The sequence below is a fragment of the Tenacibaculum caenipelagi genome (assembly GCF_004363005.1).
Classification (GTDB): Bacteria; Bacteroidota; Bacteroidia; order Flavobacteriales; family Flavobacteriaceae; genus Polaribacter; species Polaribacter caenipelagi.
The window spans coordinates 251,204-264,188 of record NZ_SNYH01000003.1 but is presented as its reverse complement, the minus strand read 5'-3'; the positions used below and the strand labels follow the sequence as shown (position 1 = coordinate 264,188).

General features: G+C 31.1%; 11 protein-coding genes. 5 read left to right on the top strand and 6 right to left on the bottom strand.

Annotated features, from left to right (window positions below; all coding sequences use genetic code 11):
• The 5 genes from DFQ07_RS15570 to DFQ07_RS07740 form a co-directional block, all read right to left on the bottom strand.
• On the bottom strand, positions 1 to 268 hold a 268-nt coding region (locus DFQ07_RS15570; RefSeq protein ID WP_166627751.1), incomplete at its 3' end, for a DUF4249 family protein.
• A 5-nt stretch (positions 269 to 273) separates the two neighbouring features.
• Positions 274 to 3,051, bottom strand: a complete 2,778-nt coding sequence (locus tag DFQ07_RS07755) for a TonB-dependent receptor (RefSeq protein ID WP_133535724.1) — start codon at positions 3,049 to 3,051, stop codon at positions 274 to 276.
• Between the two features lies 1 nt (position 3,052).
• Positions 3,053 to 3,733 carry a hypothetical protein gene (locus DFQ07_RS07750; protein ID WP_133535723.1) on the bottom strand — a complete coding sequence of 227 codons (681 nt, stop codon included), beginning with the start codon at positions 3,731 to 3,733 and terminating at the stop codon, positions 3,053 to 3,055.
• Positions 3,734 to 3,859: 126 nt separating this feature from the next.
• Positions 3,860 to 4,978, bottom strand: coding sequence for a DNA polymerase III subunit beta (dnaN, locus tag DFQ07_RS07745; protein ID WP_133535722.1), 1,119 nt, complete (start codon positions 4,976 to 4,978; stop codon positions 3,860 to 3,862).
• A gap of 84 nt (positions 4,979 to 5,062) precedes the next feature.
• Positions 5,063 to 5,995, bottom strand: coding sequence for a lipid A deacylase LpxR family protein (locus tag DFQ07_RS07740; RefSeq protein WP_166627750.1), 933 nt, complete (start codon positions 5,993 to 5,995; stop codon positions 5,063 to 5,065).
• Positions 5,996 to 6,081: 86 nt separating this feature from the next.
• Between DFQ07_RS07740 and ppk2 (DFQ07_RS07735) the strand changes: the two genes are divergently transcribed.
• A complete protein-coding gene (gene ppk2, locus DFQ07_RS07735) occupies positions 6,082 to 6,939 on the top strand; it encodes a polyphosphate kinase 2 (protein WP_133535720.1) in 858 nt (285 codons plus the stop codon).
• 2 nt (positions 6,940 to 6,941) lie between these two features.
• Positions 6,942 to 7,721, top strand: coding sequence for a polyphosphate kinase 2 (gene ppk2 / locus DFQ07_RS07730; RefSeq protein ID WP_133535719.1), 780 nt, complete (start codon positions 6,942 to 6,944; stop codon positions 7,719 to 7,721).
• Here ppk2 (DFQ07_RS07730) and DFQ07_RS07725 read toward each other — a convergent pair.
• Positions 7,718 to 8,353 (bottom strand): low molecular weight phosphatase family protein, encoded by a 636-nt coding sequence (locus DFQ07_RS07725; RefSeq protein WP_133535718.1) that lies wholly within the window; start codon positions 8,351 to 8,353, stop codon positions 7,718 to 7,720. The genes ppk2 (DFQ07_RS07730) and DFQ07_RS07725 overlap by 4 nt on opposite strands.
• A gap of 83 nt (positions 8,354 to 8,436) precedes the next feature.
• Here DFQ07_RS07725 and DFQ07_RS07720 point away from each other — a divergent pair, with 83 nt between their 5' ends.
• From DFQ07_RS07720 to DFQ07_RS15565, 3 genes are all read left to right on the top strand, one after another.
• Complete coding sequence (locus tag DFQ07_RS07720) at positions 8,437 to 8,982, top strand: Smr/MutS family protein (protein WP_133535717.1); 546 nt, start codon at positions 8,437 to 8,439, stop codon at positions 8,980 to 8,982.
• A gap of 51 nt (positions 8,983 to 9,033) precedes the next feature.
• On the top strand, positions 9,034 to 10,167 hold the full coding sequence (locus DFQ07_RS07715) for a cysteine desulfurase family protein (protein ID WP_133535716.1): 1,134 nt from the start codon (positions 9,034 to 9,036) through the stop codon (positions 10,165 to 10,167).
• A 365-nt stretch (positions 10,168 to 10,532) separates the two neighbouring features.
• A partial coding sequence (locus tag DFQ07_RS15565) for an HYR-like domain-containing protein (protein WP_449649461.1) occupies positions 10,533 to 12,985 on the top strand: 2,453 nt, incomplete at its 3' end.

The window sequence follows — 12,985 nt, the reverse complement described above, 5'->3', positions numbered from 1 at the left end:
GACCTTCTTCGACTTCAGAAAAGGTATATGTATTTTCATTATTGTCAATAATTCTAACATTAGCATTAGACTCGTATTTAGGAACAGAATCATTTAGCATAAAAGATCTAGAGAGTTTTATAGTGTGTTTTTTTAATTGATCTGTTAAATTAGCTTCAACCACAAGATAATTTTCATAATTAATTTCTTTAATATCTATGGGGTCAATACAGCTAAAAAAAGTTAGTAAGGCACTTATGTATATATACGTTTTTATTCTGAAAACCATTACAATTAAAATTTAATATTATAAGTTATAGTAGGTATAGGTTTTGAAAAAATGGAGCTTTGATATGCTTGTGCTTTACCATCTTTTGTAACAAAGTAAATAGCATATGGGTTGTTTCTACCTAAAACATTATAAATTGATACATTCCAAAAACTATGAGCTAGTTTTTTTAACTTGTGGTTTCCTTCTATGTTAACCCCTATATCTAACCTGTAATAATCAGGGATTCTGTATTCATTTCGATCACTGTATAATAAATATTCATTTCCTTGATATATATATTTTCCTGTAGGATAGGTAATGGGCCTTCCTGTTTGATAAGAAAAGTTGCCAGAAAGACTAAATCTTTTTGTTAACTTATAATTTGCAATGATGCTTAAATCATGTGGCTTGTCAAAATTTGTCGGAAAAGGTTTTCCGTTATTAACAATTTCTTCTGGGTATTTACTGTCTAATCTAAGAAAAGATCTAGAATAAGTATAGCTTAACCAACCATTAAGTCTTCCAATATTTTTTTTAGCTAAGAATTCAATACCATATGATTCTCCTGGCCCCTGTAAGACTTCGGTTTCAATATACTCATTGAGTAAAAAACTTGCACCAACTTTATAATCTAAAATGTTTCTAAATTTTTTGTAATAACCTTCTATGCTTAACTCATATATATCGTCTTTTAAGTTTCTATGAAATCCTAGAGATGTTTGAATTGCTTCTTGAGGTTTTATATTAGAATCAGATAATTTCCAAGTGTCGGTAGGAGAGGCTGAAGTATTATTGGTTAATCTGTGTATAAACTGGTAACCATTACTTAAACTAGCTTTTACAGAAAAGTCATCGGTGAATGAATATCTTGAAGAAAAACGTAAACTTAAACCGTGGTAGGTTTTATATATTTCGTTGTTTTTATATTCTTTATATCCAATAACACTGGCGTCACTTAGAGGAGAGTTAGGATCATAAATTCTTTGAGATGATTTACCAAGAGCATTGAAAATAGTATATCTAGCACCAGCGTTAAAAGATAGTTTTTTACTTGGGGAAAAGTCATCGGAGATGAATATAGAAGATTCTAAAGCTTTTTCTTGTTGTACACTAAAAGGGGTAATAATAGATTTGCTTCCTTTTGGGGTAATGTCTCCAGGATTTATTTTGTATAATTTAGAATCAATTCCGTAGTTAAACAGATGTTTTTTAGAAAGTAAATATTTCATGTTTAACTTAAGGTTGTATTCATTGATTTTATATTTTAAAACAAAATCTTTATTGGTGTTTGTTTCTGAATCAATATCGAAAAAATAACTACTATTAGATAGTAATAAATTTCCAGAGGTTTTGTCATTAAATTTATGAAACCAATTCAAAGAGAGTATTTTATTGCCGTAAGTATTTGTAGTGTCAGAAGCAATACTGTATTTGTCTTGACTGTAATAACCAGAAGCAGTGATAGTATTGTTATCATTAAATTTATGAGAATATTTACCCATAATATCAAAAAATGAAGCACTACTATTTTTAAGCTTATTGTCATCTAAAGCTTTTAGTAACCAGTCAGAGTAAGTACTTCTACCTCCAAGTAATAAACCAGATTTTTCTTTAATTATAGGAAGTTCCAAGCTTATATTACTGGTAACAGGTCCAATAGATGCTTCTCCAGCAATTTTTTTTGTGTTGGCATCTTTGGTTGTAATATCGAATACAGAAGAGATTCTTCCTCCAAACTCGGCAGGAATATTTCCTTTGTATACTTTTAAATCTTTTGTGGTAAAGGGGTTTACAGCAGAAAATAAGCCTAAAAAGTGAGTAGGATTATAAAGAGTACTTTTATCTATTAAAAATAAGTTTTGATCAGATTTTCCCCCTCTCACATTAACACCGTCTGAACCTTCACCAGCATTTTTAATACCAGGTAAAGTTGTAGCTACTTTCAAAATGTCTCTTTCACCTAAAACTTGCGGAATGGTTTTAATATCTTCAGCTTTTATTTGTGTTATTCCAGTTATAGAACTTTTAATATTTTTTTTACCATTAGATTGTATGATTACTTCATTTAATTGCTCAGAGGTTTCTGTCAGGTTAAAGTTATGTGTTCCATTACCTAGAAGAATTATTCTAGTTTTATAAGTTAGGGCTCCAGGTATTATAGCGTCAATTATATTTACACCATAAGGTAGGTTTATTGAGTAGTAACCTTTTTCATTTGTGTATGTGTAAATACTTTTAGCCTTATTAATAATTAATAAATTTTCAATAGGTTTACCTGTGATGGAGCTCTTTACAAATCCTGAAAGTGTATATTTACTATGGTAAGTATTTCCTTCCTTACCAATTTTTATAGTTTTTATTTTGATAGGTTCTCTTGAAGTGAAAACAGGAGTAGAAGACGGTTTTATAACTTCTTTTTTAACTTCTATTAAACTATCTTTTTGGATAGGGGTGTTTTCTATTGAGGTATATTCAGTTAATGTATAAGTGTAATTACTGTCATGAATTTTGTTATTCTTTGTTAGAATAATTTTGTTGTTTTCAATAACATAATAATTAATGTCGCTGTTTTTAAAAATAGAGTTTAAAATTGTTTCAATTGTTGAGTTTTTAAAATCTTCTTTAATTGTTTGACTTGTATTTAACCAAGAGTCTAAATAGTAAAATTGATAGTTGGTGTCTTGTTCAATTAATAAAATAGCTTCTTTAAGGTTGGTGTTGTTGAGGTTTACTGTAATTTTTTCTTGAGCATAGCTGGTTGTTAGAAAAATGACAAAGACTAAGAATAAGAGCTTTTTCATGTTAGCGTGTTAATTTTTTTAATAAATCAATACAAAATTTATTTTTTAGTTTGGCGTTTTTGTTTTGGTTAAAGAAAGATGTAATTGTTTTTTTTTGGTTAGGAAAAGCTTCAATCCATTCGGATTTTTTATTTAAAGGTAGAAGGGCGTTTTTTTTAGATAGGAAAAAATTTTCTCTTTTTTTAAAAATGAAAAAAGTAGAGGACTTTTTGATTCTTTTGACTTTTTTTAAGTAATTCTTTTTATATAATGTAAGGTTATTAATAGTTGCTATTTTTTCATAGTAACCTTTCGCATTGTTGTGATTTAACTTTAAAAAAAATCTATCGTTTATGTTAAAAGCAGATATATGATTGTAGTCTGGTTTTATAGAAGTTTCTTGTTTCGCAGAGTTTATAATTATAATAAGATTCTCTTCGAGAATGTCATACTTGGTAAGAATGTTATGGTACCAATTGTTTTTATATAGAATTGAAGCAGAATTAAATTTATTATCAAGTAAAAAATGATGGTTGTTATCTGAAGTTCTGTATTTTTCAAAATATTTAGTACCAGAATTTATCTCTAAGTTATAAGGTTGAATGATTTTGTCAAACCAAATTAGTGATTCTTTTTCTTGCTGACTAAATATAGTATAGCATGAAAAGAAAATAGCTGCAAAGCAGCAAAGGTATTTTTTCATAGTTTCAATTTTTTTAGTAAATATTTTAGGAATATAAAATATTGATGTAAATCTAATAAATTTAATGTAAAAAAAAAACTGTAACCTTAAAAGGTTACAGTTTAGTGTTTTGTGTCAAATTTATTTTTATCCATTTAACATTACAGGCATTACTAACATAGTAACTTGTTCGCCTTCTTCTGTACCGTCAATTGGAGTTAAAATTCCAGCTCTGTTTGGTAAGCTCATTTCAATTAAAACATCATTAGAGTTTAAATTGTTTAACATTTCACTTAAAAAACGAGAGTTGAAACCTATTTGCATGTCATCACCTTGGTAATCACAGTGTAAACGCTCATCAGCTTTGTTTGAGTAGTCTAAATCTTCAGCAGAAATATTTAATTCTGTTCCTGCCATTTTTAAACGAATTTGGTGTGTTGTTTTACTAGAGAAAATAGACACACGACGTACAGAGTTTAAGAATGACGCTCTGTCAACCGTTAACTTGTTAGGGTTTTCTTTTGGGATAACAGCTTCGTAGTTAGGGTATTTACCGTCAATTAAACGACAGATTAATACCACATTGTCAAATGTAAACTTTGCATTAGTGTCATTATATTCAATAGTAACATTGTTTTCTGAGCCTCCTAAAATTCCTTTTAACAAGTTTAAAGGTTTTTTAGGCATGATAAATTCTGCCGATTTTTCAGCAGTAATATCAGTACGTGTGTATTTTACTAATTTATGAGCATCAGTAGCAACAAAAGTTAATTCTTTTGAATTGAACTGGAAAAATACACCACTCATTACAGGACGTAAATCATCGTTCCCTGCGGCAAAAATAGTTTTTGAAATAGCGGTAGCTAAGATATCTGAAGGAATTTCAGTACTGCTAGGTGAAGGTAATTCTACAGCTTTAGGAAATTCATCCCCGCTAAAATAAGCCATATCATACTTACCTTGTTCTGAAATAATCTCAATGGTACTATCACTTTCAACCTTAAAAGTAAGTGGTTGTTCAGGAAATGTTTTTAAGGTATCTAGTAACAAACGGGCGTTAATAGCAATAGCGCCAGTATCAGTGCTTTCTACTTCTATTGTCGAAGACATAGTAGTTTCAAGGTCTGATGAAGATATTTTTAATGCATTTTCAGATAGTTCAAATAAAAAGTTATCTAAAATTGGTAATGTGTTATTGCTGTTGATAACTCCTCCTAAAACTTGTAGTTGTTTTAGTAGTTGAGAACTAGATACGATAAATTTCATTTGATAATTTTTCTATTTATTAGACTTACAAATATATTTTAATTTGATGATTTTAAAAATTATTTTTTTAGAAGGTTTTTTTAGTTAGTTAAATTGATAGCTAAACTGTATAGTTCCGTAAAAATTTTCTTGAGGAACGCGGTCGTTTTTTAATTTTTTTGTATGAAAATGAACAGTATATCCTAAATTAAATCGATTGTAGGAAAAACGAATTCCAAATTCAGAAGTAAATTTGAAAGGTTTAACATCAAAAGTAACAGGGTTGTCGCTGGTTAAAAAACTACCTTCAATGGTTGCGTCATAGACAACATAATGAATCATTGGTTTAAAATATAAAAAAACTTCTGAATTATTATTGAATCGAGTGTTTTGGTTATTTAAGTTTCCGTTAAAAGCGATAGAGTTAATGATGCTTTCTAAAGGTTTAAAACCAATACGGCCATACAATCCTGTTGAAAAATCGGTATAAACGCTTCCTAATCTAATTGTATTAATCCAGTTGGTATCAAAAACATCATCTTTAGTGATTTTTTTGATATAATCAGCTTTTAAATTAAGAGCAAAAGCGTTTTTAATTTGATAATCCCAACCTGTAGCTTTTTTAAAACCGTACATTTTGTGAATAAAATCTTGAAGTTCTTCACCAAGGGCATATGAACCTATAGTCCCTATTTGAATTGAGGTTTTTAAAATGTCTTCTTTTTTGTAAAATAAATTGACGCCAAAGCTTCCGTATAAATACCCAGCAAAAGGGCGATCGTGTTCTTCTACTGTTTCTACAACAGATTTGAAAGGAGTGTACATATGATGTCCTATTTGAATTTCATAAGTTCTTTTTTCAATATTTTCAAACTGTTTTTTGCTTAGATAACGGTAAGTTAAAAAGGCTCCGTCAGTATAATAACGGTCTTGGTAAGTAGAAATATATAAATCATTATCATTTAAAAAATTAAACTCCTTAGCGTACTTTCGTTGTGAGAAAGAATGAAGTGAAAATAAGAAAAATAAAAGTATCATATTTTTTTTCATAGCTGTAAATATCGTATTATTTTAGCATTGCTTAGGGTTAATTTATCAACAATAAAAAACAAAGAACAACATTCATGAAAGATAAAGATGTCATAACGATTGAAGATTTTAAAAGTGTTTCAACCAATGAAGAGTTGTTGGCTATAATTAAACGAAAAGGAATTTCTATTGAGAAAGTTCAAGTAAAACTAGATTATGAAGAAGAACTTAGGGTATTGCAGGTTGAACTGGTAAAATTACAACAATGGATAGCTAAAAATAACAAACGAGTAGCTGTGATTTTTGAAGGTAGAGATGCAGCTGGTAAAGGAGGGAGTATTCGTAGGTTTATGGAGCATCTAAATCCGAGATCTATGCGTTTAGTAGCTTTAAATAAACCTACTGAGGTTGAAAAGGGACAGTGGTATTTTCAACGATATATTAAAGAGTTGCCTAATCCAGGTGAAATCGTGTTTTTTGATAGAAGTTGGTATAATAGGGCGGTGGTAGAGCCTGTTATGGGTTTTTGTAATGAAGAACAGTATGAAAATTTTTTAGTTCAAGTACCAGAGTTTGAGCATATGTTGTATGAAGATGGAGTTGTGGTTATTAAGTTTTGGTTGTCAATATCAAAAGAGGAACAGTTACGTCGTTTTGATGCTCGAAATGACAATCCTTTAAAACGTTGGAAGTTTAGTCCTGTAGATAAAAGAGGGCAAGAGTTATGGGATAAATACAGTTATTATAAAGAAGAGATGTTTAGTAAGACTCATACTGCTTATTGTCCATGGATTGTTGTGAAAACAAATAGTAAAAAAGAAGCAAGAGTTGAGTGTATGCGTCATGTTTTGTCACAATTTAAATATGATGGGAAAGAAGAGGCACAAACAATATTAATACCAGATCCTAATGTTGTTATGCGTTACTATAGATCAGTAAAACAATTAGATTAAAAATGGAAGAGTTGACTCAAAAAGACGTTAATAAATTAAATACCATAAGAGGGTTAAAAGCATTATTATCTAAACCTTTTAATTTAGAAAGGGCAATTCGTTATGTTGATTATGAGCGAAAGCTTAAAAAATTGCAAGTAGAGTTAATTCGTATGCAGGCTTGGGCAATCAAAGAAAATGAAAGGATTATTGTAATTTTTGAAGGAAGAGATGCTGCAGGAAAAGGAGGTGCTATTCGTAGAATTACAGAACGCATCAATCCACGTCATATGCGAATTGTAGCATTACCAAAACCAAATGAAGATCAAAAAACACAATGGTATTTTCAGCGTTATGTAGAACAGTTTCCTAAAGCAGGAGAAATTGTGTTTTTTGATCGTAGCTGGTATAATAGAGCGGTAGTTGAGCCTGTTAATGGCTTTTGTACGAAAGAAGAGTACGATATTTTTATGAATCAAGTAAATGATTTTGAACGTATGATTCTTGAGTCAGGAATTCGTTTGGTTAAAATTTATATGTCGATAACTAAAAAAGAACAAGCAAAAAGATTTAGTGATATTAAAGATAATCCATTAAAACAATGGAAAATGACGCCTGTTGATGAAAGAGCTCAAGAGCTTTGGGATGATTATACAGTGTATAAAAAAGCGATGTTTTCAAAAACGAATACCATAATTTCTCCATGGAAAGTGATTCGTGCGAACAGAAAAACTATTGCTAGAGTTAACGTGATAAACTATATACTTAAAAGTATTCCTTATGATAAAAATATTGAAGTTTAAGGTAATCTATTTTGAAGTTCTTCAAAAATAAAAAATAGTTCACCAGCAATTTGTTTGCTAGTTTTTAAGTAGGTTTCTTCAGTTAAATCAGTATTATCTGATGCTTTAGGGTCTACATAAGGTAAATGAAAACGTTCTATTGCATCAGGTATAAAAGGGCAATTTTGGTCAGCGCTATCACAAGTTGTTATAGCAATAAAAGGGAAGCTGTTTTGTGGATGGCTATATACTTTTGAAAATCCTAGAATAGACTTTTTGGTGCCTTCAAAAGAAACTAAATATCTGGGGTTTTGATGAGAAAAATCAATAACATTAAAGATGAATCCTGTTTTTTGTAAACATTTCACTGTATTTCTATGAAAAGAAGTAGCTTCAGTTCCTCCAGAATAAGTGTATATGTTTTTTAGGTTAAAATATTCAATTGCAAAAAAACTCCATACTTGTGCTAGTTGACTTCTACGTGAGTTATGAGTGCAAATAAAATTTAGATTGATTTTCTCTCTGTCAAGATATTCGTTAAAAATAGCATCAGATATTTTGAGTAACAAGTTTTTACGATCATCAGTAATAATGACTTCTTTTCTTGCTTCTTCAAAGAAAACTTTTGTATTAATATTCTTGGTGTTTATCATTTATTTGCAGTTCTTTTGCATATGAGATTATTTTGCAAAAATACGAGCTAAAATCCTTTTAGCTAATTAAAAAAAGGTTAAGGATGTGTTTAGAAATAGGTAATAAGGTAGCAGTTTTAGATGCTGATATACGAGGAGTAGTAACAAAGATTGTGGGTAATGATATTTTTGTGCTTGATAATGAAGGGATGGAATACCGTTTTTTAAAAGAAGAATTGGTTAAAATTGAAGTTGAACAAAAAGAGTTAAGTAAGTATTCTGAGATTAATAATCCAATTCTTAAAGCGAAACAAAGTGAGCAAAAGAATAAGAAAAAATCATCTTTTGTAAAAGACAGAAATGAAATTGTTATGGAGGTAGATTTGCATGCAGAAAAGTTGGTGAAATCTACAAGAGGAATGGATAATTATGATATTTTATCGCTTCAAATAGATGTGGCAAAGCATAAACTAGAATACTGTATAGCAAAAAAAATCTCAAAATTAGTATTGATTCACGGTGTAGGTGATGGAGTTTTAAAAACTGAACTACATTATTTGTTAAATAATTATCCTGTGAAATATTATGAAGCTTCCTATAAAAAATACGGACAAGGAGCTACCGAAGTGTATGTTTATCAAAATTACTAATCGTTTTTTATATCTAATATTTCAACCATCTAAAAATCTTACTTTTGTACTATGAATTCTGTTTATTTAGATAATGCGGCAACAACACCAATGTTGCCAGAAGTTATTGATGTTATACAACAATCAATGCAAACTAATTTTGGAAATCCTTCATCAATTCATCAGTATGGTAGAAAAGCCAAGGCAGCTGTAGAAACAGCTAGAAAGAATATAGCAAAACATTTTAATGTAACGGCAAGTGAAATTATTTTTACAGCTGGTGGTACAGAGGCTGATAACTTAATTTTATACAATGCTGTTTTAAATCTTGGTGTAAAAAGAATTATTACTTCACAGATTGAGCATCATGCAGTTTTAAACACGGTACAATTTTTAGAAAAAACATACGAAATACAAGTTGATTATGTTGAAGTAAATCAAAACGGGCAAGTTGATTTAAATAGTTTAGAAGCGTTGCTAGAAAAATCAGAAGAAAAAACTCTGGTAAGCTTAATGTATGTAAACAATGAAATAGGGAATTTATTACCTATTGAAAAAGTAAGTGGTTTATGTCAGCAGTATCAAGCTTACTTTCATTCAGATACGGTTCAAGCGATAGGGCACTATACTATAGATTTACAAAAGATCCCAATAGATTTTATAGTAGCAAGTGCTCATAAATTTCATGGTCCTAAAGGAGTAGGATTTGCGTATTTTAAAAAAGGGGTAGGTATTCAACCGATATTACATGGGGGAGAGCAAGAAAAAGGAGCTCGATCTAGTACAGAAAATGTACATTCAATTATTGGTATGGAAAAGGCTCTGGCGATTGCTTATGAAAATTTAGATGAAGATACTATCTATATAACAGGACTAAAAAAGTATTTTGTAGAAAAATTAAAAGAATTAATTCCTGATATTCAGTTCAATGGAGAGTCTGATGAGAAAACGAGTTATACAATCTTAAATGTGCGGTTTCCTGTAGAAAATAAAATGTTGCTTTTTAATCTAGATTTACAAGGGGTTGCTGTGTCTGGAGGTAGTGCTTGCCAGAGTGGAAGTAGTAAAGGATCTCATGTGTTAAGTACTTTTTTGAAAGGTGCAGTTGCAGAGAAAACGTCTGTAAGGTTTTCGTTTAGTAAATTAAATTCAAAAAGTGAAATTGATTTTGTATTTCAACAATTGAAAAAAGTATTAGGATTATAATGTTTGTTTTAAAGCGATTTTAAGGGGTTTTATTTTTTTTAAGTAAAGAGCTAAAAAAGCTTTAAAAGTTCTTTAAAAGCTTTTATTTTAAGAGCTTTCTATTTGCTTTATTTATAGGGTTTTCTATTTGCATATTTTTTACTTATTGTGTGACTTCAAGTGTAAAAAAAGTTTCTAACTCTTTGAGGGTAAGGATATTTGATTATCTTTGCCCACTTATTTAGTTGTCCCCCACAAAAATAAATATCATTAATCTCTTGTAGTGATATTTTGTGTGGGCTTTTTATCTCACCTAAATTTTTAAAAACATTAAGACCTAAATTTTATTTAGGCTTGAGTTCATGTGTTAAAAAATATGTATTTGTATGAAGGAAAATTACGTTTTAATTAATTCTGTAAGCACGCTTAAGAGCATAAAGTGCTTTAGAAACTTTTTAAGATTAGTTGTTTTATTGATGTTTATTGGTTATTCGACCAATAGCGTATATGGACAGGATTGTGGTTATAGTAATGGTAATCCTTCTTCAGAACCAACTGTAACACCAACAACAACTCCTCAGTTAACATCAACAAATATTGGAGTGGGTGAATATTTCTTTATGAATGTTCAAAGCGGAGGAGAGTATACTATAAGTACATGTGATGAAGCTGGATTTGACACGGTTTTATCAGTGTATAATAATACAGATACGTCATATATTATAGGAAACGATGATTTTTGCGGTTATCAATCAGAGGTAACTTTTGTGGCTGATTTTACCGGACAGGTAAAAATTTTACTTACAAGGTATACAAATGGTAATGGCAAAGGAGCATGTACTTTTAATGGAGATCAGGAAACGAAAGTTGAATACTCGGGAAGTTTATCAGACTCAGATGGAGATGGAATAGATGATAGTAGTGATGTATGTAATGGGTTTGACGATACATTAGATAATGATGGAGATTTAGTTCCAGATGGTTGTGATCTAGATGATGACAATGATGGAATACTTGATGTAAACGAATTAGGTACATGTACAACAAACAATTCAACATTAAATTGGGATAATGAATATGTTGAAGGAGGAAGTGGAGATGCTACATTAGGTGAAGATCCAGTTCAGGCTAACCCAAATTTAACTGTAAACGGTACAGTGATAAAATTACGAAGAGATGGAGGAGGGTTATCTACTCAGGAGTATAGAATTAATGACTTTAATACTACAAATTCTTCTTATACACTATATCAAAAGGCGGAAAATAATGGTGAATCTAGACATGTTTTTGAATTCAGTGAACCTGTTTATAATTTAGGATTCACAATTTATGATGTTGATGAAGGGGGAGGTAATACGACGTTTATAGACGAGATTGAATTAATACTAACCAAAGCAGATGGAACTACGCATACCTTAAGTTCATCTGAATATACATTAGACGGACAAACATTTACATCCAATACATTTAAAGGAGAAGCTTCAAGTACTGATAGAGATGTAGTAATCAATGGGGTTCAAGCCTGGATTATTAAAATGGAGTTAGTATATAGAAACTTAACAACATCACCTTCTTCGGCACAATATCAAGGTACAGGATTAAGCAATTTTACGTTTTGTAATTCACAGAGAGATACAGATTCTGATGGTACACCAGATTATTTAGATACCGATTCTGATGGAGATGGTTGTTTTGATGCTATAGAAGGAGATGAAAATGTAGAAATATCTGATTTGTCTAGTGGTTCAATAAGTGGTGGTGTCGATTCGAATGGGGTTCCAAATTTAGTGAATTCAGGAGGGACGGCAGACGGAACAAATAATACTCAAGGCCAAGGTATAGGGACTAGTGCTACTTTTAATTCCGACGCAGTACCTAGTCTAACGATAACTGATCCAGACGCAACATGTGCTTCGTTTACTGTGGATTTAACAGCAGTTTCAATTACTTCAGGAAGCACATCAGGAACATTAACATATTGGACAGACGCTAACGCAACTAATACATTGGCGAGTCCAGAAGCAGTTTCTTCAAGTGGAACATATTATATTAAATTAACATCAACAAGTGGTTGTTTTGAGATAGAGCCAGTAACGGTAACTATAAATGCATTACCAACAGCAGCTACTGTAAACTCCAATAGTCTGATATGCTCAGGAGAAGATGCTGTATTTACCATCAGTGGTGATGCAGGAAATATAGTAACCTATAGTATTAATGGTTTAAGCTCAACCACAACGATAATTGGAGCAGACGGTACTGTAGATGTAAGAGTAAGTGGTGTAACAGCAGATACAACAATTGATTTAACAAATGTAAGTGATGGTACATGTGATCGTTCATTGTCTGTAAGCGAAACAGTTATAGTCGATGATACTACAGCACCAGTAGCGGATGTAGCGACGTTATCCGATGTAACAGGGCAGTGTGAAGTAACGAGTTTAAGCGCTCCAACGGCAACAGATAACTGTTCAGGAAGTGTAACAGGAACGCACAATGCAAGCTTACCAATCACGACTCAAGGAACGACCGTAGTAACGTGGACATATGAAGATGCACAAGGAAACACGAGTACCCAAACACAGAATGTAGTAATCGATGATACTACAGCACCAGTAGCGGATGTAGCGACGTTATCCGATGTAACAGGGCAGTGTGAAGTAACGAGTTTAAGCGCTCCAACGGCAACAGATAACTGTTCAGGAAGTGTAACAGGAACGCACAATGCAAGCTTACCAATCACGACTCAAGGAACGACCGTAGTAACGTGGACATATGAAGATGCACAAGGAAACACGAGTACCCAAACACAGAATGTAGTAATCGATGATACTACAGC

Coding starts and splice junctions, on each gene's coding strand:
- ppk2 (WP_133535719.1), top strand. CDS start 6,942: ATGGAAGAGTTGACTCAAAAAGACGTTAATAAATTAAATACCATAAGA.
- DFQ07_RS07715 (WP_133535716.1), top strand. CDS start 9,034: ATGAATTCTGTTTATTTAGATAATGCGGCAACAACACCAATGTTGCCA.
- DFQ07_RS07725 (WP_133535718.1), bottom strand. CDS start 8,353: ATGATAAACACCAAGAATATTAATACAAAAGTTTTCTTTGAAGAAGCA.
- dnaN (WP_133535722.1), bottom strand. CDS start 4,978: ATGAAATTTATCGTATCTAGTTCTCAACTACTAAAACAACTACAAGTT.
- DFQ07_RS07740 (WP_166627750.1), bottom strand. CDS start 5,995: ATGATACTTTTATTTTTCTTATTTTCACTTCATTCTTTCTCACAACGA.
- DFQ07_RS07720 (WP_133535717.1), top strand. CDS start 8,437: ATGTGTTTAGAAATAGGTAATAAGGTAGCAGTTTTAGATGCTGATATA.
- DFQ07_RS07750 (WP_133535723.1), bottom strand. CDS start 3,733: ATGAAAAAATACCTTTGCTGCTTTGCAGCTATTTTCTTTTCATGCTAT.
- DFQ07_RS07755 (WP_133535724.1), bottom strand. CDS start 3,051: ATGAAAAAGCTCTTATTCTTAGTCTTTGTCATTTTTCTAACAACCAGC.
- ppk2 (WP_133535720.1), top strand. CDS start 6,082: ATGAAAGATAAAGATGTCATAACGATTGAAGATTTTAAAAGTGTTTCA.